Origin of the sequence: Marinospirillum perlucidum (assembly GCF_003336805.1) — a bacterium.
Lineage (GTDB): Bacteria > Pseudomonadota > Gammaproteobacteria > Pseudomonadales > Halomonadaceae > Marinospirillum > Marinospirillum perlucidum.
In genome coordinates this window covers 78,680-98,107 of sequence record NZ_QFWJ01000002.1, presented here as the reverse complement: position 1 = coordinate 98,107, position 19,428 = coordinate 78,680, and the positions used below count along the sequence as shown (strand labels likewise).

General features: G+C 52.3%; 20 protein-coding genes and 1 other RNA gene. 11 read left to right on the top strand and 10 right to left on the bottom strand.

Going from position 1 to position 19,428, the window contains the following annotated elements:
* The first annotated feature begins 5 nt into the window (after positions 1 to 5).
* Positions 6 to 1,226 carry a beta-ketoacyl-ACP synthase I gene (fabB, locus tag DFK18_RS02980; RefSeq protein WP_114416730.1) on the top strand — a complete coding sequence of 407 codons (1,221 nt, stop codon included), beginning with the start codon at positions 6 to 8 and terminating at the stop codon, positions 1,224 to 1,226.
* On the opposite strand, the gene DFK18_RS02975 is transcribed toward fabB, so the two are convergent.
* Positions 1,223 to 1,990, bottom strand: coding sequence for a lysophospholipid acyltransferase family protein (locus tag DFK18_RS02975; RefSeq protein ID WP_114416729.1), 768 nt, complete (start codon positions 1,988 to 1,990; stop codon positions 1,223 to 1,225). The two genes, fabB and DFK18_RS02975, sit on opposite strands and share 4 nt — an antisense overlap.
* A complete protein-coding gene (locus tag DFK18_RS02970; RefSeq protein ID WP_114416728.1) occupies positions 1,980 to 2,801 on the bottom strand; it encodes a sugar nucleotide-binding protein in 822 nt (273 codons plus the stop codon). Before DFK18_RS02970 ends, DFK18_RS02975 begins: the two co-directional genes overlap by 11 nt.
* 131 nt (positions 2,802 to 2,932) lie before the next feature.
* On the opposite strand from DFK18_RS02970, the gene DFK18_RS02965 reads away from it, so the two are divergent.
* Complete coding sequence (locus DFK18_RS02965; RefSeq protein ID WP_114416727.1) at positions 2,933 to 3,397, top strand: response regulator; 465 nt, start codon at positions 2,933 to 2,935, stop codon at positions 3,395 to 3,397.
* Positions 3,398 to 3,558: 161 nt separating this feature from the next.
* Positions 3,559 to 5,169: a methyl-accepting chemotaxis protein gene (locus DFK18_RS02960; RefSeq protein WP_114416726.1), complete on the top strand. Its 1,611-nt coding sequence runs from the start codon at positions 3,559 to 3,561 to the stop codon at positions 5,167 to 5,169.
* Positions 5,170 to 5,215: 46 nt separating this feature from the next.
* On the opposite strand, the gene ssrA is transcribed toward DFK18_RS02960, so the two are convergent.
* Positions 5,216 to 5,574, bottom strand: a transfer-messenger RNA (tmRNA) gene (gene ssrA / locus DFK18_RS02955).
* Positions 5,575 to 5,643: 69 nt separating this feature from the next.
* Positions 5,644 to 6,126 carry an SsrA-binding protein SmpB gene (gene smpB / locus DFK18_RS02950; protein WP_114416725.1) on the bottom strand — a complete coding sequence of 161 codons (483 nt, stop codon included), beginning with the start codon at positions 6,124 to 6,126 and terminating at the stop codon, positions 5,644 to 5,646.
* Between the two features lie 93 nt (positions 6,127 to 6,219).
* Between smpB and DFK18_RS02945 the strand changes: the two genes are divergently transcribed.
* Together DFK18_RS02945 and DFK18_RS02940 are read left to right on the top strand one after the other, a co-directional pair.
* A complete protein-coding gene (locus DFK18_RS02945) occupies positions 6,220 to 6,660 on the top strand; it encodes a type II toxin-antitoxin system RatA family toxin (RefSeq protein ID WP_114416724.1) in 441 nt (146 codons plus the stop codon).
* Positions 6,653 to 6,931, top strand: coding sequence for an RnfH family protein (locus tag DFK18_RS02940; RefSeq protein ID WP_114416723.1), 279 nt, complete (start codon positions 6,653 to 6,655; stop codon positions 6,929 to 6,931). The genes DFK18_RS02945 and DFK18_RS02940 overlap by 8 nt, the downstream gene beginning before the upstream one ends.
* Before the next feature lie 6 nt (positions 6,932 to 6,937).
* On the opposite strand, the gene DFK18_RS02935 is transcribed toward DFK18_RS02940, so the two are convergent.
* Complete coding sequence (locus tag DFK18_RS02935; protein ID WP_114416722.1) at positions 6,938 to 7,321, bottom strand: outer membrane protein assembly factor BamE; 384 nt, start codon at positions 7,319 to 7,321, stop codon at positions 6,938 to 6,940.
* A gap of 113 nt (positions 7,322 to 7,434) precedes the next feature.
* On the opposite strand from DFK18_RS02935, the gene fur reads away from it, so the two are divergent.
* On the top strand, positions 7,435 to 7,842 hold the full coding sequence (gene fur / locus DFK18_RS02930; protein WP_114416721.1) for a ferric iron uptake transcriptional regulator: 408 nt from the start codon (positions 7,435 to 7,437) through the stop codon (positions 7,840 to 7,842).
* A gap of 18 nt (positions 7,843 to 7,860) precedes the next feature.
* Here fur and recN read toward each other — a convergent pair whose 3' ends face one another.
* The gene (recN, locus tag DFK18_RS02925) at positions 7,861 to 9,516 is read right to left on the bottom strand and encodes a DNA repair protein RecN (protein WP_114416720.1); all 1,656 of its coding nucleotides are present in this window, start codon (positions 9,514 to 9,516) and stop codon (positions 7,861 to 7,863) included.
* A gap of 188 nt (positions 9,517 to 9,704) precedes the next feature.
* On the opposite strand from recN, the gene grpE reads away from it, so the two are divergent.
* The 3 genes from grpE (at position 9,705) to dnaJ (ending at position 13,550) form a co-directional block, all read left to right on the top strand.
* Positions 9,705 to 10,298, top strand: a complete 594-nt coding sequence (gene grpE / locus DFK18_RS02920) for a nucleotide exchange factor GrpE (RefSeq protein ID WP_114416719.1) — start codon at positions 9,705 to 9,707, stop codon at positions 10,296 to 10,298.
* Between the two features lie 85 nt (positions 10,299 to 10,383).
* A complete protein-coding gene (dnaK, locus tag DFK18_RS02915; RefSeq protein ID WP_114416718.1) occupies positions 10,384 to 12,312 on the top strand; it encodes a molecular chaperone DnaK in 1,929 nt (642 codons plus the stop codon).
* A 98-nt stretch (positions 12,313 to 12,410) separates the two neighbouring features.
* Positions 12,411 to 13,550: a molecular chaperone DnaJ gene (gene dnaJ, locus DFK18_RS02910; protein ID WP_114416717.1), complete on the top strand. Its 1,140-nt coding sequence runs from the start codon at positions 12,411 to 12,413 to the stop codon at positions 13,548 to 13,550.
* Positions 13,551 to 13,613: 63 nt separating this feature from the next.
* Here dnaJ and bamJ read toward each other — a convergent pair whose 3' ends face one another.
* Positions 13,614 to 14,321 carry a BamJ family beta-barrel-assembly machinery protein gene (bamJ, locus tag DFK18_RS02905; RefSeq protein ID WP_114416716.1) on the bottom strand — a complete coding sequence of 236 codons (708 nt, stop codon included), beginning with the start codon at positions 14,319 to 14,321 and terminating at the stop codon, positions 13,614 to 13,616.
* Positions 14,322 to 14,380: 59 nt separating this feature from the next.
* Positions 14,381 to 14,950 carry a TIGR02444 family protein gene (locus DFK18_RS02900; RefSeq protein WP_114416715.1) on the bottom strand — a complete coding sequence of 190 codons (570 nt, stop codon included), beginning with the start codon at positions 14,948 to 14,950 and terminating at the stop codon, positions 14,381 to 14,383.
* A gap of 43 nt (positions 14,951 to 14,993) precedes the next feature.
* On the opposite strand from DFK18_RS02900, the gene DFK18_RS02895 reads away from it, so the two are divergent.
* Positions 14,994 to 16,916: an ATP-binding cassette domain-containing protein gene (locus DFK18_RS02895; protein WP_114416714.1), complete on the top strand. Its 1,923-nt coding sequence runs from the start codon at positions 14,994 to 14,996 to the stop codon at positions 16,914 to 16,916.
* Positions 16,917 to 16,926: 10 nt separating this feature from the next.
* On the opposite strand, the gene DFK18_RS02890 is transcribed toward DFK18_RS02895, so the two are convergent.
* The gene (locus DFK18_RS02890; protein WP_114416713.1) at positions 16,927 to 17,703 is read right to left on the bottom strand and encodes an SDR family oxidoreductase; all 777 of its coding nucleotides are present in this window, start codon (positions 17,701 to 17,703) and stop codon (positions 16,927 to 16,929) included.
* A 22-nt stretch (positions 17,704 to 17,725) separates the two neighbouring features.
* Positions 17,726 to 18,169: a D-aminoacyl-tRNA deacylase gene (gene dtd, locus DFK18_RS02885; protein WP_114416712.1), complete on the bottom strand. Its 444-nt coding sequence runs from the start codon at positions 18,167 to 18,169 to the stop codon at positions 17,726 to 17,728.
* A 169-nt stretch (positions 18,170 to 18,338) separates the two neighbouring features.
* Here dtd and DFK18_RS02880 point away from each other — a divergent pair, with 169 nt between their 5' ends.
* Positions 18,339 to 19,406, top strand: coding sequence for a TRAP transporter substrate-binding protein (locus tag DFK18_RS02880; protein WP_245944320.1), 1,068 nt, complete (start codon positions 18,339 to 18,341; stop codon positions 19,404 to 19,406).
* Positions 19,407 to 19,428: the final 22 nt, after the last annotated feature.

The following is a 19,428-nucleotide window of genomic DNA, read 5'->3' as shown; positions in this document are numbered from 1 at the left end:
AATCAATGAAACGAGTTGTTGTTACAGGCCTGGGTATAGTTTCCTGCCTGGGTGCGGATAAACAAAGCGTTCTGGAGGCTCTTAAGCAGGGGCGCTCTGGCATCAAATTCAAACAGGAATATGCTGACAAGGGTTTTCGCAGCCAGGTTGCAGGCAGCGTGGATCTCAACCTGGATGAATTGGTGGATCGCAAACTCAAGCGTTTTATGGGTGATGCTGCTGCTTTTGCTTATCTTTCCATGCAGCAGGCGATCGCTGATTCCGGTCTTAGCGAAGAGCAGGTTTCTAATGTTCGCACAGGCCTGATCGCCGGTTCTGGCGGCGCCTCCTCGGCCAACCAGGTAGAAGCTGCCGATGTACTGCGTGAAAAAGGCCTGCGTCGTGTGGGGCCCTACCGGGTAACTCGCACCATGGGTAGTACGGTTTCAGCCTGTCTGGCCACACCCTTTAAAATCAAGGGCGTGAACTATTCCATTTCCTCGGCTTGTGCCACCTCGGCTCACTGCATCGGCAATGCCATGGAGATGATTCAGTTGGGTAAGCAGGATGTCGTGTTTGCCGGCGGCGGTGAAGAAGAGCACTGGACACTTTCCTGTCTCTTTGATGCCATGGGTGCCCTGACTACCAACTACAACGATAATCCTGAACAAGCCTCGCGCCCCTATGACAAGGCCCGTGATGGTTTCGTTATCGCTGGTGGCGGCGGTATGCTGGTTCTGGAAGAGCTAGAGCATGCCAAGGCTCGTGGTGCCAAGATATATGGTGAGCTGGTTGGCTATGGTGCAACCTCGGATGGTTACGACATGGTCGCTCCTTCCGGTGAAGGTGCTGTACGTTGTATGCAGCAGGCCATGCAGAACCTGGAAGGGGATATTGACTACATCAATACTCACGGTACTTCCACGCCTGTTGGTGATGTGGCGGAGCTCAAAGCCATTCGCGAAGTTTTTGGTGACCAGAGCCCGGCGATGAGTTCAACCAAATCGCTGACCGGTCATTCCCTGGGTGCCACAGGCGTTCAGGAAGCCATCTATTCTCTGTTGATGATGGAGAATGATTTCATTGCAGCTTCTGCCAACGTGACGGAGCTGGATGAAGCGGCTGAAGGCTTTGATCTGGTCACCGGCCAAGCTCGCGAGGGCGTGAAGCTTGACCGAGTTCTCTCCAACAGCTTTGGTTTTGGTGGTACGAACGCCTGCCTGGTGTTCCAGCGCTACCAGGATTAATCCTCAGTTGTTGGTACAGCTGGTCGAGGGATTTGAGATATCTCGGCCAGCTGTGCTTCGATCCACTCCTCTGCTTCCCGAGTAACCTCGTCGGCCTTCCTGCCTTGGGTCGCTATGGGCTGACCGATTCGCATGGTCAGAACACCGGAATACTTGATCAGTGTCTTGTTACTCCAGTGCTCGCCAGCATTGTGAGCAATAGGAACCACAGGTACTCCTGCACGACACGCCAGCATGGCGGCACTCTTGCTGAAAGCTTTGCGCTGCCCAGGGGGCACCCGCGTACCTTCCGGAAAAATCAGCACTGAAATACCTTCTGCAAGACGTTCGGCACCGACCTTGAGAAGGATGCGGATCATCTTTGCCGGTTGGCTACGATCCAGAGGGATAGGCTTAATCAATCTCAACCCCCAGCCAAAGATGGGCAGGTTTAAAAGCTCCTGCTTGAGTACAGTGCAAATTGGCGGTTTAAGGGTTTGCAAATACATGGTTTCCCATTCACTTTGATGGTTCGCGACCATCACAAAAGCACCATCAGGCAGGTTTTCCTTGCCTTCAAAACGATAGGTGATGCCGCAGGTGAGTTGTAACCACCAGATCACAAAGCGGCTATGCCAGTTCAGTAATCGAAAGCGCTTGGTGACTGGCAGCGGCCATACCACCAGGGCAAGTGGAGCGCCGATAAATAACAGTGCAAAAAAATAGCCAAAATAAAACAGCAGGCTGCCCAGTGGGCGGCTTTTGAGATTAGTGTTAGGTGTCATCTTTGTCGCTGTGGACAGAGCCATCCAGCTTCTCCAGTAAATCGGGCAAGGAGGCGCGCCAGGCACGGGGGTGCACGCCAAAGGTTTCCAGTAGGTGTTGGGTATTCATGCCCTGGCGAGTGGTGCCGGACAGGTCGCCAGGGTAGGAGGGGGTGTTCAAATAACGTGCCAAGGTATGCATCAGCTCAGTTTGACTGACCGGTTCGCTGCCTGCGTAATGATAAATACCATGAGCCTGGGCACCAGAATCCAGTTGCAGTGCGATGCCAAGCAGAACCCTGGCCAAATCATCGAGTGGTTGCAGGCCTCTGTAATCGATATCATCCGGAGCTTGATGTTTTTTGCAGCGTTCAATTAGCTGGGCCAGTCCTCCCTGAAGGGATGAACTCAGCAGGGGTGGCGTCCTTAAAATAATGCTTTGAGGGTAGCTGCCAGCAGCTTGTTCTAGCTCGAGGAGTCGCAAAGCCAGCTGGTCTTCCGCTAAGGTGGGGTCCTGCTCAGATACGGCCTGTTGTTCGGGCGAGAAAACCCGGTCCGATGAAATCAGCAGTAGCTGCGCTTGTCGGGAGGCGCTTAGCTCCAATAACTGGGGGAGCTTTTCTTGCCAAAACTTTAGTTGACTGTAATCAGGTTCCAGGGATACTTCGCCCGAATGCCCTAAGGGGGCCAGGAGCAGAAAATCGAAATCGGGCAATGCCAAAGGCTGGGTTTGTGCATCGGTTGATAGAATTTCCAATTCGGAGTAACGCTGGGCCTCTTCTTCCAGTGCCTGGTACAGGGGCTGATAGTCAGAAAGGAAGAGTATGCGCATAGAGGATTACCTAGAAAAATCAAAGTGTAATTATATCATAAGCGGTTAAAATAGCCGCCGCCCGTCTTGATTTTAAACAGGGCCTGGCTAACAATTCATAACCATGCATCGATTTAGGGAAAAACATTACAATGAGTGGACGCACGTCAAATCCGGCAGATTCAGGTACCTCCCTGCAGGTGTTACTGGTCGAAGATGAACCAGCAGATGCCCATTTGGTACGCTTGGCTTTTCGCGAGAGTCAGTTGGATATCCAGATGGATCAGGTCGTTGATGGTCTGGATGCTCTAGCCTACCTTAAAAAAGACCCGCCTTATGAGCAAGCCGCAACGCCGGGCTTGATTCTTCTGGATTTGAATATGCCGCGCATGAATGGACGCGAATTTCTGGCCGAAGTGAAAAAAGATGCCGGATTAAAACGCCTGCCCGTGGTGGTTCTGACGACTTCTGATGCTGAACAGGATATAGAAAGCTGCTATGAAAGTGGTGCATCAGGTTTCATCACCAAGCCGATAGACATTGACCAGTTTATACACGTGATTAAAAGTCTGGGTGACTACTGGAGCAATGTTCTGAAAATTCCCCGCCAAGATTAACCGCCTGCTTCAGGCGTATCCAATGCCTCGGGCTCTGTTCATACAAGGCAAGGCAGGAAAAAAAACCCTTCAAAAGAGCCTGTCATTTTGAAAACTGCTTTGTATACTCCAAGGATAGTTAACAAAAATTAATAGTCAGCTTGCTGATAAGGGGACGCAGAATGCAAAGTATAAAAAACTGGTCACTCAAGCATAAAATCAGGTTGCCACTGCTTTTAGCCGCTTTGTTAATTATCTACATGAATGCTTCTTCTTACCTGGCTATGAATAGTCTGCTTACCCAGGTGAAGAGTTTTGACGAGGACTACTTTCCCGCCATTTCAGCTGTACTCAATGCCGATCGCGATTTGTATCAGAATCTGGTAGCGCTTAGGGAGCAAAGAGCTTTGCTGGCTGCAGGAAGTCGTCAAGGTTGGGATAGCCTGGATGCGGATCGAACTGACAACTACACCCAGGCACTGGAACGGGGTCTGCACGCGATCGATTATCTCGGAGCAGTGATACCGCAAGAGCGCAAACAGGAGTATCAAGAGCTGATGGAGCGTTGGCAGAGGCACTCCGAGGAGTTGCTGCAAAACCCTCGCCTAGAAGAACGCACCGAATTGTTCGAGGCTCCCCGCGAACTGTTAAATAGTCTGGGCGAACGCATTGATAGCTTGGCCCAGGATTCTTCCACTCAGGCTGCTGCCACCCTGGAGCAGCAGACCTTTATGCAATTGGTTCAGCTGGCAGTATTGGTGATCGCATTTATTCTGGCTGGAATCCTTGCTCCTCGTTTCTTGGTAACACCCATAGAATCCTTGCGTAATCGTATGAAGGATGTCGCCCAGGGTGAAGGCGATTTGACTGCCCGTATCCCGGTTAACTCCAAGGACGAGCTGGGGCAGGTGGCCGATGCATTTAACCAGGTCATGGAAAAGCTGCGTCAATCAATATCCGTGGTGAAAGAGGTCAATAGCGATGTAACCGAACGCACCCAGCTATTGCACTCAACAGCTGCTTCTAACATCCAGTTGACTGAGCGACAACAAGAAATTGTTGACCAGGTGGTGGTTGCCATGGAGGAAATGCATTCAGCCGCACGTGAAATTGCCTCCAACTCCAATGCTGGTGCAGAAGCCGCTAATCAGGCTCATGGCTCGGTTGATCAGGGAGTGGATATATCCTCTCAATCCAGCCAACGTGTCCGGGACTTGTCTCGTCAGTTAAGCCAGTCATCTGAAGCGATCGGTCATTTGGCTGACGAAGCAGAGAGCGTCGGCAGTGTTCTCGATGTCATCAAAGGGATTGCTGAACAAACTAACTTGCTGGCTTTGAATGCTGCTATTGAAGCCGCCAGGGCCGGTGATCAGGGTCGTGGCTTTGCAGTTGTGGCAGAAGAGGTCAGGGCTCTGGCCAGTCAGACGCAAAGTTCGACAGAAGACATTCGCGAAAAAATTGAAAAATTGCAGGAGGGAGCCAGCGGCGCGGTCAAGGCGATTCAGCAGGGCCTGGATTTGGTCCGGACTACGGTAGAGGATGTAGAGCGTTCGACGGATGCGTTTACCAGCATTCAAGGCGCAGTCAGCGAGATTACCAATATGTCGCTGCAGACTGCCACTGCGACTGAAGAGCAAACCAATGTCGTGGGTGAAATTAATGAAAACCTGCAGAGCATTGCTGATTACTCCTCACAGAGCAATGACTCTTCACGCAGTCTGAATGATCTGGCAACGGCCCTGAAACAGCAAACAGATCAACTCAACCTGGTGGTCGGGGCCTTCAAGGTCTAGGCAAAAAAAGACCCCGGCAATCAGCTGACTGCCGGGGTCCGATGTTTGGTGGAGACGGCGGGAGTTGAACCCGCGTCCGCCGACACTCTGCCCTTGGATCTACATGCTTAGTTTCGCCTTTTGTTTTAACTGTCAGGTCTCCGACGAACAGGATACCCTTCAGCGATCCTTCGATTTAGTTTTAGCAGCGCCGACGAAGGCTATCTTTGCTGCGATCCTATCTTACTGCGCTCATATCTCCGTCCACCAGCGATAGGCAACTTGGCTTCAGGAGTAGCTTATGCAGCTAGAGCGTAAGAGTCGTCGTTTGCGACTATAACGTTGAAGCGATTGATTTACGAGAGCCACTTCACTCTCGGCATGCACCTCAGGTTTCGCTATCGGCGTCGAAGCCAGAACGTCCCCTTGATGTGGACTGCATCTTAACACAGTCACTAGGTTAAACCACAAGCTGCTAAAAAAGTTCCGCGTTTATCAGCGATTTTGCTCACGCAGTATACGGCTCTTCTGGCGTTGCCAATCCTTGTCTTTGTCTGCAGCGCGCTTGTCGTGCAGTTGTTTACCTTTTACCAGGGCCAGCTTGCACTTGACCTTGTTGCCCTTCCAGTAGAGCGAAAGTGGCACACAGGTAAAGCCCTTCTGGTTGATCTTGCCCAGAAGGCGTGCAATCTCCTTCTTATGCAGCAGCAGCTTACGGGTACGCGTAGGATCAGCCACTACATGAGTAGAAGCAGTGGTTAGAGGCGTAATGTGTGAGCCCAGCAGCCAGGCTTCTTCATTCTTGATCAGAATATAGGTATCGGTGAGCTGGCATTTGCCCGCTCTCAGGCTTTTCACTTCCCAGCCTGCCAGAACCAAGCCTGCTTCCAGGGTTTCTTCAACATGATATTCATGCCGTGCCTTGCGGTTGACTGCTATCGTGTTGCTGTTCAGTGGTTTTTTAGACTTTTTGCCCATATAAAGGTCGATCCTGATCTATCCGAGAAATTCTGCAGAAAAAGGCGCTCATGTTAGAATCTTCAGCAAAGCAGCTGCAAACTGGAGACTAGTATGAGCCGTATCAGCCGTTCGGCTTTGGTCATGCACTCGGCTAAAGAAATGTTCGAGTTGGTCAATGACTGTGAATCTTACCCGAAATTTCTTCCCGGTTGCAGTGATGCCCGCCTGATCGAAAGAAAAGATGATTATCTGATTGGTGAGCTGGAACTGTCGAAAGCGGGCATGAAATACCGCTTTACTACCCGGAATGAATTAAAGGACCCCGAGCGCATCGACCTGAAGTTGGTGGATGGTCCTTTTAAAAAGCTGGAAGGTCAATGGAAATTTCAGCCGCTGAATGAGCAGGCCTGCAAGGTCAGCCTGGATTTAGAGTTTGAACTGGCGGGTCGTGTGGTGTCTGCCGCCCTGGGGCCCCTGTTCAGTCAGATGGCCGCCAACCTGGTGGATGCCTTTGTAAAGCGTGCCGACGAGGTTTACGGAAAACATGCCTAGAATCGAAGTAGCCTATGCGCTACCGGACAAGCAAAAATTACTGCAGCTGGAGGTACCTGAGGGCACCAGTGTTCGCCAGGCCGCTGTGCTGGCCGAAATGGAACGCTTTTTCCCTGATATTGACGTGGAAAAGGCACGCCTGGGGATTTTCAGCAAACCCGTTGCCAAGCCTGAAGAGCAAAGCGTACGTGAAGGTGATCGGATAGAGATCTACCGTCCTTTGCTGGCTGATCCCAAGGCGGCCCGAGCCAAACGAGCCGCCGGGGACTAGCCGGGTTTAATCGTCAGTCAAAGGAACCGGGCCTGACTGAGACGCCTCTTCTTCTGCAAGGGCTTCAAAATTGATGGCCGTTAATTGAGCTTCCTCGCCTGCATCGCTGCTGAAGACTAGATGTAACTGCTTACGTTGAAGTAATTCCTGTCCTTGGCGCAGTTGATAAACATAGTACCAATGCTGCCCCTTCCCCAGGGGTTGAATCAGTGGTGTTCCCAGCAGATATCTTACCTGCTCCCGACTCATGCCCAGTTCCAGCTGATCCACCTGCTCTTGTTCAAAGAGGTTGCCCTGTTGTATTTCACGTTTGTGAGGAGCCAGCCAGCTGCAACCGCTGACAACGACCACTAGCAGGATATAAGTGAGTAATTTGGTCGGTTTTTTCATAACAAATGGGTTTAACTCTGGGTCGCTTCAGTGAATAATAGAGGGAGGTGAATGATACTCAAAACCTTGCGCAACTGCGAAGGCTTCTGATCACTTTAGCATAGAGAGTACCCATGGCTGACGAAAATCAGGAATTAAGAAAGGCCGGTCTTAAAGTGACCCTGCCCAGGATCAAGATACTTCAGGTGCTGGAGCGGCATACGGAAGACCATCTGAGTGCCGAGGATGTGTACAAAACCCTGATTGAGTCAGGTGAAGATGTTGGTTTGGCAACTGTCTATCGTGTTCTGACTCAGTTTGAAGCGGCTGGGCTGGTAGACAAACATAACTTTGATGGCGGTCATGCAGTTTTTGAGCTGTCCAAGGAAGAGCATCACGATCACATGGTCAATGTGGATACCGGAGAAGTGATCGAATTCTATGATGCCGAAATCGAAAAGCGCCAACACCAGCTAGCCGAAGAACACGGTCTGGATCTGGTTGATCACGCGCTGGTTCTTTACGTTAAGAAAAAGCGTTAACCCGCCTCTAAAAGCTGCTTAATGGCGGCTTTCCTGTAGCATTTCCCGCGCATGGGCGAGGGTGGATTCGGAGAGTTTAACCCCGCCCAGCATTCTGGCCAGCTCAGCGACCCGTCCGGTTTCATCCAGTAACTGCATTTGCGTTCTGGTGTTCTCCTCTTCCGTCGTCTTGTGGATATGCAGGTGCTGATCACCCTGCGCAGCCACCTGGGGCAGGTGGGTGACACAGAAGATCTGGCCCCGTTGTGACAACTGCTTCAACAGACGACCGACTATCTCGGCAACGGCACCGGAAATCCCGACATCGACTTCATCAAACACCAGTGTGGGAATGCTGGAAGTTGCCGCCGTGACGACCTGGATAGCCAGACTGATACGGGACAGCTCGCCCCCCGAGGCAATACGAACCAGAGGCTTGGGAGGTTGTCCGGGGTTGGGAGCAATCAGGTACTCGACCTCATCCTTACCTTGCGGTTGGAAGGTCTTGACCGCTTCAAAGCTAACCCGGAACTGGCTTTTATCCATGCCCAGGTAGGCGAGCTGCTCATCCACGGCTTGCTCCAGTTGACTGGCAGCCTGTTTGCGCTTCTGGCTGAGTTCTTCAGCCTGATCCCGGTACTGCTGCGCCAGGGTTTCAACCTCTTGGGTGAGTTGATCCAAGCTGCCTTCATCAGCATCAATGGCCTCAAGTTCCTGCCTGAGTTGCAGGTGGAGGGCTGGCAGCTCTTCAGCAGGGATGTGATGCTTGCGTGCTGTCTGGTAAATAGTGTTCAAGCGCTCTTCAACCCACTGCAGGCGTGCGGGATCAATTTCCAAATTGCTCAAATAGAGTTCCAGATCATGGCTGGCTTCCTGCAGCTGGATTTGGGCTTCGGACAAGAGCTCGGTAATGTTCTTCAAGGCTGGGCTATTGAGGCCGGTTAACAGCTGCAGCGCCTGACTGACTTGCTGGAGCGCAGCCCCTTCTTCATGATCGCAACAGCTCATTGCCTGCTGACTGGTTTGAATCAGGTTCTCGGCATTGGCCAGTTCTTCCTGTTCAGATTCCAGTTGGGATAATTCTTCTTCTGCCAGCCCCAGTTGATCCAATTCCTCGACCTGATAGCGTAGAAGCTGGATTCTGGCTCTTTGTGCATCATCCTGCTGGCGCAGGTTCTCCAGGCGTTTGCGTGCTTGCTGCCAATCACGGTAGGACACAGCGAGTTCGGCGGCCTGTTTTTCCAGGCCCGCATATTCATCCAGCAGGGGGAGGTGGGTTTCACGGCGCAGGAGGGACTGATGGGCATGTTGACCATGAATATCCAGAAGCAGCTGCCCCAGCTCCTTGAGATGCTGTACCGGGCAAGGCTGGCCGTTGATCCAGGCCTTGGAGCGGCCGTTGGAGAGCAGGCTGCGTCTGAGAAGGCATTCCTCGGTGTCCAGATCATGGGAAACCAGCCATTCTCGGGCAGCAGGCAGTTGGCTGAGATCAAAGGAGGCGGTGATTTCTGCACGCTTGGCACCATGGCGAACACTGTCGCTGTCAGCACGATCACCCAGTGCCAGCCCCAGGGCTTGCAGAAGGATGGATTTGCCGGCACCGGTTTCGCCGGTAATCACTGTCATGCCGGAACGGAATTCCAGTTCCAGATGTTCAACGATGGCCAGTTGCTGGATACTTAAGCTGACTAGCATAAAGCCTCCCCTGATTTTTTATACAGTAGACTTATACCTCAGCTGGCTAAGGGTAGCAAGTTCCCCGAATAAATTTTTATTTTACCTTGAAAGTCTTTGAGTCCGCCCTTATCTACTAAGGCACCCAACCGAGAGTTAACTGATTTTGATCGGGCGGCGCTGATTCGCCCCCTTTGCCGGAGTGAACTATGAGCAAAGAAGAAGAGCTCAAGCAGCAAGAGGAAGAAGTCGAGACGACTGAGCAGGCCGAAGCGACGGCTACTGCTGAAGAAGCCAAGAGCCCGGAAGAAGAGATTGCGGGTCTGTCCGCTCAGGTTGAAAGCCTGCAGAAAGAAGTGCAGGACTCCAAGGATCAAATGTTGCGAGCTGCTGCCGAAGCGCAGAATGTTCGCCGCAGAGCGGAAGCTGATGTAGAGAAAGCGCACAAGTTTGCCTTGGAAAAATTTGCCAAGGAGCTCTTGCCAGTCGTCGATAGTCTGGAAAAAGCCACTGAAGCCCTGGGCGAAGTGGAAGAGTCCCAGAAAGAGGGTGTGGAAATGACCCTCAAGCTGTTCAAGGACGTGATCGGTAAGTTCAATATCAAACAGGTTGATCCCATGGGGGAGACTTTTGATCCCCAGTACCATGAAGCCATGAGCATGGTGCCTAATCCGGATATGCCCGCCAACTCGGTGATGGATGTCCTGCAAAAGGGTTACACCCTTAATGATCGCCTGTTGCGTCCTGCCATGGTGGTCGTCACAACCGGTGGGGCAGCAAAAAAAATTGATGAGACCGCTTGAAATTAAGCCTTTGCGAACACATTAAAGTAAGCAGACGCAAGCAAAAGCAAGCAGCCATTTTTAACAGAATTGTGGAGATAGAATTATGGGTCGTATTATCGGTATTGACTTGGGTACCACCAACTCCTGTGTAGCTGTACTGGACGGTGAAGCCCCACGTGTTATCGAAAACGGTGAAGGCGGTCGCACTACGCCTTCCATCATCGCTTACACCGAAGAAGGTGAAATCCTGGTCGGTCAGAGTGCCAAGCGCCAGGCTGTAACCAACCCTCACAACACCCTGTATGCCGTCAAGCGCCTGATTGGTCGCCAGTTTGACGAAGATGTTGTTCAGAAGGACATCAAGATGGTGCCTTACAACATCGTAAAAGCAGACAATAACGATGCCTGGGTCGAGGTGAAAGGCAAGAAGATGGCCCCTCCCCAGATTTCTGCTGAAGTTCTCAAGAAAATGAAGAAAACAGCAGAAGACTATCTGGGCGAAGAAGTGACCGAAGCGGTTATTACCGTGCCTGCCTACTTCAACGACAGCCAGCGTCAGGCCACCAAAGATGCCGGTCGTATCGCTGGTCTGGAAGTAAAACGTATCATCAACGAACCTACAGCGGCTGCCCTGGCCTACGGCATGGATAAGTCACGCGGTGACAAGACCATTGCTGTATATGACCTGGGTGGTGGTACTTTCGATATTTCCATTATCGAAGTAGCCGATGTCGATGGCGAAACCCAGTTTGAAGTTTTGGCTACCAACGGTGACACCTTCCTGGGCGGTGAGGACTTTGACCTGCGCCTGATCGACTATCTGGCAGAAGAATTCAAGAAAGACAGCGGTATTGACCTGAAGGGTGATCCTCTGGCCATGCAGCGTCTGAAAGAAGCGGCTGAAAAAGCCAAGATCGAGCTTTCCGCCAGCCAGCAAACGGAAGTTAACCTGCCTTATGTGACTGCTGACCAGTCAGGCCCCAAACACCTGAACGTTAAAGTCAGCCGTGCCAAGCTGGAAGCCCTGGTTGAAGAGCTGGTTGAACGCTCTCTGGCCCCTTGCCGTACTGCGCTTCAGGATGCCGGTGTCTCCGCTTCTGAAGTGGATGATGTTATCCTGGTCGGTGGTCAGACTCGTATGCCTCTGGTGCAGTCCAAAGTTGCCGAATTCTTCGGTAAGGATGCACGCAAGGATGTTAACCCTGATGAAGCGGTTGCCATGGGTGCTGCCATCCAGGGCGCGGTTCTGTCCGGTGATGTGAAGGACGTGCTCCTGCTGGACGTAACCCCTCTGACGCTGGGTATCGAGACCATGGGCGGCGTGATGACTTCTCTGATCGAGAAGAACACTACCATCCCGACCAAGAAGTCTCAGGTCTTCTCTACCGCAGAAGACAACCAGAATGCAGTAACCATTCATGTGTTGCAGGGTGAACGTAAACAGGCAGGCCAGAACAAGTCTCTGGGTCGCTTCGACCTGGCAGATATTCCACCTGCACCCCGTGGCGTGCCTCAGATCGAAGTAACCTTCGACCTGGATGCTAACGGTATTCTCAACGTGTCTGCCAAAGATAAAGCAACCGGCAAGGAACAGTCGATTGTGATCAAGGCTTCTTCCGGTCTGACCGATGAAGAAATCGAGCAGATGGAAAGAGATGCCGAAGCACACGCTGAGGAAGATAAGAAGTTTGAAGAGCTGGTTCAGGCTCGCAACCAGGCCGATGGCATGATTCACGCTACTCGCAAAACCCTGACCGATGTCGGTGACAAGGCTGAAGAAAGCGAGAAGGAAGCGATCGAAAAAGCCATTGCTGACCTGGAAGAAGCGCTGAAATCCGACGATAAAGACGAGATTGAAGCCAAAACTCAGGCCCTGACTGAAGCCTCCAGCGGTCTGGCCCAGAAGCTTTACGCCGAGCAAGCTGGCGAAGCGCAAGGCGGTGCCGAAGCTGATGCCCAGGCTGACGCAGGCAAAGGCCCTGATGATGCAGTCGATGCTGAGTTTGAAGAAGTCAAAGACGACAAGAAATAAGTATCGCCCGCATTAAAAATGCAGAACCAGCCAACGCGGGCCCTGTCCCGCGTTGGTTTTTTTCCGACGGGTGGACTAACAAGCGGTGACTAAGAACCATGGCAAAACGTGATTATTACGAAATCCTGGGGGTCGAACGCGACGCCGACGAAAAGGCTATCAAGAAGGCCTACCGTCGTCTGGCGATGAAATACCACCCGGATCGTAACTCGGATGACCCCGAGTCAGCAGATAAATTCAAGGAAGCCACTGAAGCCTACGAAATCCTGGCTGACCAGGAAAAACGGGCCGCCTATGACCGCTTTGGTCATGCCGGTGTTGATCCCCAGATGGGCGGCGGTGCTGGTGGTTTCCAGGGCGGTGCCGGTAACTTCAGCGATATCTTCGGCGACATGTTCGGGGATATCTTCGGTGGCGGCGGCGGTGGAGGCCGCGGCGGCCGGGGTGGTGCCCAACGCGGTTCGGATTTGCGCTATCAGCTGGATCTGGATCTGGAAGATGCTGTGCGAGGTACCTCCGTCAAGATTAAGGTGCCTACACTGGAAGAATGTGACAGCTGTAATGGCAGCGGCTCTGAAGATGGTAAAGCGGAAACCTGTGGCACCTGTAATGGCATGGGCCAGGTCAGAATGCAGCAGGGTTTCTTTGCCATCCAGCAGACCTGTCCCAGTTGTCAGGGTGCCGGCCAGGTTATCAAGAACCCCTGCAAGAAGTGTCACGGTGAAGGCCGCGTCCAGAATTCGAAAACCCTGGAAGTCAAGATTCCTGCCGGGGTGGATACCGGTGACCGCATCCGTCTTTCCGGAGAAGGCGAAGCTGGACGCATGGGCGGACCGGCTGGGGACCTCTATGTTCAGGTCAATGTACGCCCACATCCTATCTTTGAGCGCGATGGTGCCAACCTTTATTGTGAGGTGCCGGTCAGCTTTGTGGATGCCACTCTGGGGGGTGAACTGGAAGTGCCCACGCTGGATGGCCGCGTAAAACTGAAAATCCCGGCAGAAACCCAGACCGGCAAGCTCTTCCGCTTGCGAGGCAAGGGGGTAAAACCGGTACGTGGCGGTCCCCGTGGTGATCTTCTCTGTCGTGTGGTGCTGGAAACGCCAGTGAACCTGACCGAGTCCCAGAAAGACCTGCTCAGAGAGTTTCACGAAGGCACCAAAATGGAAAAACATTCACCCAAGAAAACCAACTGGTTCGATGGCGTGAAGAAGTTTTTCGAGGACATGAAGCCCTAAAACAGGCTTAGCCTACAAAAAAGCCCGGCTATTAGCCGGGCTTTTTTTATTGCAGTTGAGTCATTACTCGTCTGCAGCCTGAATTTCCTGGAGCTCAACTTTGAAAATCAGGGTTTCATTAGGGCCGATGGCACCACCAGCGCCTGCAGGGCCATAAGCCAGATCAGCGGGAACATAGATTTCCCACTCACTGCCCACAGGCATCATCTGCAGAGCTTCCTGCCAGCCAGCAATAACCTGGTTGACCTGGAAGGTCACCGGCTCACCGCGTTCATAGGAGCTGTCAAAAACTTCGCCATCAATCAGACTACCTTCATAGTGAACCTTAACGGTAGAGTCGGCGGTTGGGGTGGCACCTTCGCCTTGAGTAATGATTTTATACTGCAGGCCGGATTCGGTAACCTCGACGCCATCCTTGTCGGCATTTTCTTCCAGAAACTCCTGGCCCTTGGCCAGATTATTATTGGCAGCTTCTTCCTGGGCCGCCTGGGCTTCAGCGGCAATCTGCTGCTGGAGGTTTTGCAGAACCTGGCGAATTTCCTCGTCGGTCAGTTGAGGATCGCGCTCGGCATAGATGTCTTCAAGCGCTTCGGTAAAGCTGTCAATATCCAGATCAGTGACATCCTGCTGCAGTTGACGGCCAACCATAACACCCAGGCTGTAACCGATTTTTTCTTCTTCACTATCAGGGGCTGCCAGAGTAGTCGTTGGCAGTGTCAGGGTCAGGCCCAGGGACGTAGCCAGGGCGATCCGGCTGAGTGGTTTCAACATGCATACTCCTTGGTTGGTTCGAGAATTCTCAGCATTAGTGGTTCAAATGATATAGAAGTTCAGTTCTGGCGTAAAAAACGTTTTTCAATTTGTTCACGCAGCTGCACGCAGGCAACTTCAACCTGTTCTTCTTCCAGAATAATGCCCAGGAGCACTTTCAGCGGTTCGTTATCGATATGAGTCGGGTCGCTGATGCAGTGAGTCAGGTTTTCGATCAGGGCAGCCTGCTTGTCCTCACAGGGAATCAGGCCCTGGCGTTCCTGATAGTAATAATAAAGCACGGCCTGTTCTTGCTGTTCGGACAGGAGTTCAGCTTTCAGCAGGTGTTCGCGCATCTGATGTAGAGGGCCATTTTCACTGCGATCCGCGCGTTCGGCGAGCAGTTTGAGTTCATCTCGCTGGCGTCTGAGAGGGAGGGTGTAATCCCGGTGCCAGTTTTCCAGCTGCTGAAAAGTGGTTTTCCAGTCAGGACTGAACCTCAGCTGTTGCTGGGAAACCCAAAGAGCAAAGAACAGCAGATTGACGTTGGCACCGCCTTCATCCTGTAGATGCAAACAGGCATCCTTGATTCGCTTGAGTTGATAGAGACTCAGCGAAAAACGCCAGAAAGGGTTATCATGCAGCAGCATTTTTCAGTCCTTGCAGAGGAAGATCACCGGGAGCCGTACAATTATGATGACATTTCGCAATTTAACCCTTCAACGCGGCCAGCAACGGCTGCTGGAGGAAGCGAACCTGAGTTTGCATGCAGGCTGGAAGGTCGGCCTGACAGGCGCGAACGGGGCAGGCAAGTCATCAATTTTTAAACTCTTGTTGGGTCAACTTACCCCAGAAGGGGGTGAGCTGCAAATGTCGGGTTATGAACGAATTGCCCATCTGGAACAGGAAGTTTCCGAGTTAAGTCAGCCGGCTCTGGAATATGTGCTGGACGGCCATGAAGAATTGAAAAACGTCGAGGCCGGACTCAAGCAGGCGGAGGCGGAAGGAGATAACCAGCGCCTGGCCGAGCTGCATGGTCACTACGACCTGCTACAGGGCTATTCCAAAAAGGCCGAAGCCGAACAGCTGCTGGCCGGTCTGGGCTTTGCTGAGGAGACTTTTTATAACCCGGTTAACAGCTTTTCAGGTGGCTGGCGTATTCGCCTGAATCTGGCACGTACTCTGTTTATGCCCTCGGATTTGTTACTGCTCGACGAACCTACTAACCACCTGGACCTGGATGCCACCCTCTGGTTGGAAGGCTGGCTGGCCCAGTATCCGGGAACCCTCTTGCTGATTTCCCATGACCGGGATTTTCTCGACCGGGTGGTGACCCACCTGTTGCATCTGGAGCATCAGCAGTTGAACCTTTACAAGGGGGGCTATTCGGCGTTTGAAAAGCAGCGTGCCGAAAAGCTGGCGCAGCAGCAGTCGCTCTATGAGAAACAGCAGCGTGAAGTGGCGCATATGGAAGATTTTATCCGCCGTTTCAAGGCCAAGGCGACCAAAGCCAAACAGGCGCAGAGTCGAATCAAGGCGTTGGAAAGGATGGAAAAAATTGCCCCCGCACATGTGGATTCACCCTTTCATTTCAGCTTCCCGGAAGCCGACAAAACTTCTGACCCCTTGTTGGTGATGCGTGAGGCCTCACTGGGCTATGCAGGTAAAAGTATTCTTGAGCAGGTTGGTTTTACCCTGCATCCGGATCAACGCCTGGGGCTCTTGGGTCCCAATGGCGCGGGTAAATCCACCCTGATCAAAAGCCTGGTGGGGGATCTATCTCTGCTCAGTGGAGAGCGAGTAGCCGGTGAGCATCTATCCATTGGCTATTTTGCCCAGCATCAACTGGAAGCCTTGGATACCCAGGCTTCCGCGCTTTTGCACCTGCAACGCCTGTCACCCAAGGAAAATGAACAGACGCTGCGCAATTTTCTGGGTGGCTTTGGCTTTCATGGTGATGAGGCCCTGGCTAGCGTGGATCACTTTTCAGGGGGGGAAAAGGCCCGCCTGGCCCTGGCGATTATCGCCTGGCAGAAACCCAACCTCCTTCTTCTGGACGAACCCACCAACCACCTGGATCTGGAAATGCGTCATGCCTTGACCCTGGCACTACAGGAATTCTCTGGTGCGGTTCTGGTGGTCTCCCACGATCGCCATCTGCTTAAGAACACCGTGGATACCTTCTGGCTGGTAGCCGATGGTGAGGTGAAGGAATTTGATGGTGATTTGGAAGCTTATGCCCGCTGGTTGAAAGAACGTCAGGCCCAGGCTCGCAAAGATGAAAAAGAAGAAAAGAAAGAGGTGTTAACTCAGACGCCTGCTAAGAAAAAACTGGATCGTAAAGAGGCTGCCCGGCGCCGGGAAGAACTTAAACCTTTAAAAAAGGAAGTTCAGCGGCTGGAAAAACAAATGGATCAGTTGCGTGAACAATTGCGAGTCAGTGAGGAGGCTTTGGCGGATGCTGATCTCTACACTAATAGTGGACGCAAGGATGAACTCCAGCAATTAATGAAGGATCAAGCCGTTCAACAGGAAGCGCTGGAAGAAGTCGAAATGGCCTGGCTGGAAACCAGTGAAGAACTGGAAAGCCGCAGTCAGGAGCTGGGGCTTTCCTGAAACAGCGTTTTCAGTCAGCCTGATAAACCATCTTGCGGCTCATGCCGCCATCCACAACAAAGTTCTGGCCGGTGACGAAACCGGCCAGATCGGAAGCCAGCCAGAGTACCAGTCCGGCCACATCATCGGGTTTACCTATACGGCCAACAGGATGCTGTTCGTGATCCTCGTCAGAATGAAAGGGCTGGTAGCGGGAGCTGGTTTTTTGCCAGTCACCGACTTCAATCCAGCCGGGGCTGATGGCATTGACACGAACATCCGGTCCCAGGCTCATGGCCAGAGAATGGGTCAAAGCCAGAATGCCGCCCTTGCTGGCGGAATAGGCCTCGGTATCCGGCTCGGACTGGAGGGCTCGCGTGGAGGCCATATTGATGATACTGCCGCGAGTTTCCCTGAGCTGGGTCGCAGCATGTTTGGAGCACAAGAAGGTGCCGGTCAGATTGACATCCAGATAGCGTTGCCAGGTGGATAGATCCAGGTCTTCCAACGCACCGGTGAAAGGACTGGCCAGACCGGCATTGTTGACCAGGAGGGACAAGGGGCCCAGTTCTTCCTGAGTGGTTTGCATTAGCTGGCGCACCTGATCTTCCTGGGAGACATCCATAGCCTGAAAGGCCACCTTGCCCAGGTTGTCAAAAAGATGGATGCACTCGGTACCTGCTTCGCCATCGATATCGGCCATCATGACCTGCCAGCCCTGTTGTAAAAGAGCACCGGTAATGGCACGTCCTATTCCCTGGGCACCGCCGGTGACCAGAGCAACGGGTGGGCGCTTGGCATCATTCAAGATGAAATCTCCTCACAGAAATTCAGGTATTAACTTCCAGCATAAAGGTGACTGGCCCATCATTGACCAGTTCCACCTGCATATCCGCAGCAAATTGACCACTGGCTACCTGATCCAGACGATCCTGGGCCAGGCTGAGAAAATGATTATAGAGGAATTCCCCCTGACTGGGAGTGGCAGCCGAGGAAAAACTTGGTCTCAGTCCCTTGCGGGTTGAAGCAGACAGAGTGAACTGGGAGACCACCAGAAGTCCACCCCCAATATCTTCAAGACTGAGATTCATTTTGCCTTCCTGGTCGGAAAAAACCCGGTAACGGATGACCTTGTCCAGTAATTTTTCCGCTACTGCTTCGGTGTCGGGATGGTCGACACCCAAAAAAACCAATAATCCCTGATCGATAGCGCCGATGGTCTTTCCATCGACTTGAACACGCGCATTTTTGACGCGCTGCAGCAAAGCTTTCATACAAAAGGCCTTTATTAACAGGTAAACATGACAGGATTTGCATAATAAAAAATAATCAAAAGTCTTGATATCTATAATTTCCTTTGCCATTCTGAGAAAACGAAGAAAAGTGCAAGACCCCTACGTCGAGTAGTTTTCTCGACTCTATCAAGCGACGAGGATGATAGTAATGATGTTGAAAAAAGTGCTGGGCACGGCTGTTGCCGGTGTCCTTATGGCCTCCATGGTCGGTTGTAGTGGTGAAACGGAAGAGACGGAAAGCAACACCCAGGCCGCCGCAGAACCCCAGGGTGAAACCTGGCGCTATGCACATGAGGAGTTTGAAGGTGATGTTCAAGACGTCTTCGCCATGAAATTCAAGGAATACATCGAAGATAATTCCGCTCATACTCTGGAAGTTTATCGCTTTGGTGAGCTGGGTGAGTCTGATGACATCATGGAACAGACTCAGCAAGGCATTCTGCAGTTTGTTAACCAGTCGCCTGGCTTTACCGGCTCTCTGATCCCCGAAGCGCAGATTTTCTTCATCCCCTACCTGCTGCCCGTTGAGGACGACAAGATCATTGAATTCTTCAAGACCAGTGAAGCGATCAATGAAATGTTCCCCGAGTTGTATGCAGAACAGGGTCTGGAACTGCTGAGAATGTACCCTGAAGGGGAAATGGTCGTCACTGCTGATGAGCCAGTACGTACACCTGCCGATTTTGATGGCAAGAAAATCCGTACCATGACCAACCCGCTGCTGTCCGAGACCTATGAAGCCTTTGGTGCAACACCAACGCCTCTGCCCTGGGGTGAAGTCTATGGTGCGCTGCAGACCAACATTATTCAGGGTCAGGAAAACCCCATTTTCTGGATCGAGTCCGGTGGTCTCTATGAAGTATCCCCTAACCTGATCTTCACGGGCCATGGTCAGTTCACAACTGCCATGATGGCCAACCAGGACTTCTATGAAGGCCTGTCTGCTGAAGACAAGGAGCTGGTCCAGTCCGCTGCTGACTATGCATTCAATCACATCACTGAGTATGTTCAGGGTCTGAGTGAAGAAAAACTCCAGGCTATTCTGGATGCCAGCGATGAAGTGACCGTGACTCGTCTGACCGAAGAAGAGCGCCAGGCCTTTATGGATCGTGCGCCTCAGGTTGAAGACAAGTTCATCGAAATGACCGGTGAAAGCGGTCAAGAACTGCTGCAGCAGTTCAAAGAAGACCTGCAAGAGGTCAATGCTGCCGAATAATCCAGGCTCTATCTGACCTGGT

Bases quoted from the DNA above. Each gene is read 5' to 3' on its own strand.
- fabB (WP_114416730.1), top strand. From the start codon at position 6: ATGAAACGAGTTGTTGTTACAGGCCTGGGTATAGTTTCCTGCCTGGGT.
- DFK18_RS02975 (WP_114416729.1), bottom strand. From the start codon at position 1,990: ATGACACCTAACACTAATCTCAAAAGCCGCCCACTGGGCAGCCTGCTG.
- DFK18_RS02970 (WP_114416728.1), bottom strand. From the start codon at position 2,801: ATGCGCATACTCTTCCTTTCTGACTATCAGCCCCTGTACCAGGCACTG.
- DFK18_RS02965 (WP_114416727.1), top strand. From the start codon at position 2,933: ATGAGTGGACGCACGTCAAATCCGGCAGATTCAGGTACCTCCCTGCAG.
- DFK18_RS02960 (WP_114416726.1), top strand. From the start codon at position 3,559: ATGCAAAGTATAAAAAACTGGTCACTCAAGCATAAAATCAGGTTGCCA.
- smpB (WP_114416725.1), bottom strand. From the start codon at position 6,126: ATGGGCAAAAAGTCTAAAAAACCACTGAACAGCAACACGATAGCAGTC.
- DFK18_RS02945 (WP_114416724.1), top strand. From the start codon at position 6,220: ATGAGCCGTATCAGCCGTTCGGCTTTGGTCATGCACTCGGCTAAAGAA.
- DFK18_RS02940 (WP_114416723.1), top strand. From the start codon at position 6,653: ATGCCTAGAATCGAAGTAGCCTATGCGCTACCGGACAAGCAAAAATTA.
- DFK18_RS02935 (WP_114416722.1), bottom strand. From the start codon at position 7,321: ATGAAAAAACCGACCAAATTACTCACTTATATCCTGCTAGTGGTCGTT.
- fur (WP_114416721.1), top strand. From the start codon at position 7,435: ATGGCTGACGAAAATCAGGAATTAAGAAAGGCCGGTCTTAAAGTGACC.
- recN (WP_114416720.1), bottom strand. From the start codon at position 9,516: ATGCTAGTCAGCTTAAGTATCCAGCAACTGGCCATCGTTGAACATCTG.
- grpE (WP_114416719.1), top strand. From the start codon at position 9,705: ATGAGCAAAGAAGAAGAGCTCAAGCAGCAAGAGGAAGAAGTCGAGACG.
- dnaK (WP_114416718.1), top strand. From the start codon at position 10,384: ATGGGTCGTATTATCGGTATTGACTTGGGTACCACCAACTCCTGTGTA.
- dnaJ (WP_114416717.1), top strand. From the start codon at position 12,411: ATGGCAAAACGTGATTATTACGAAATCCTGGGGGTCGAACGCGACGCC.
- bamJ (WP_114416716.1), bottom strand. From the start codon at position 14,321: ATGTTGAAACCACTCAGCCGGATCGCCCTGGCTACGTCCCTGGGCCTG.
- DFK18_RS02900 (WP_114416715.1), bottom strand. From the start codon at position 14,950: ATGCTGCTGCATGATAACCCTTTCTGGCGTTTTTCGCTGAGTCTCTAT.
- DFK18_RS02895 (WP_114416714.1), top strand. From the start codon at position 14,994: ATGATGACATTTCGCAATTTAACCCTTCAACGCGGCCAGCAACGGCTG.
- dtd (WP_114416712.1), bottom strand. From the start codon at position 18,169: ATGAAAGCTTTGCTGCAGCGCGTCAAAAATGCGCGTGTTCAAGTCGAT.
- DFK18_RS02880 (WP_245944320.1), top strand. From the start codon at position 18,339: ATGATGTTGAAAAAAGTGCTGGGCACGGCTGTTGCCGGTGTCCTTATG.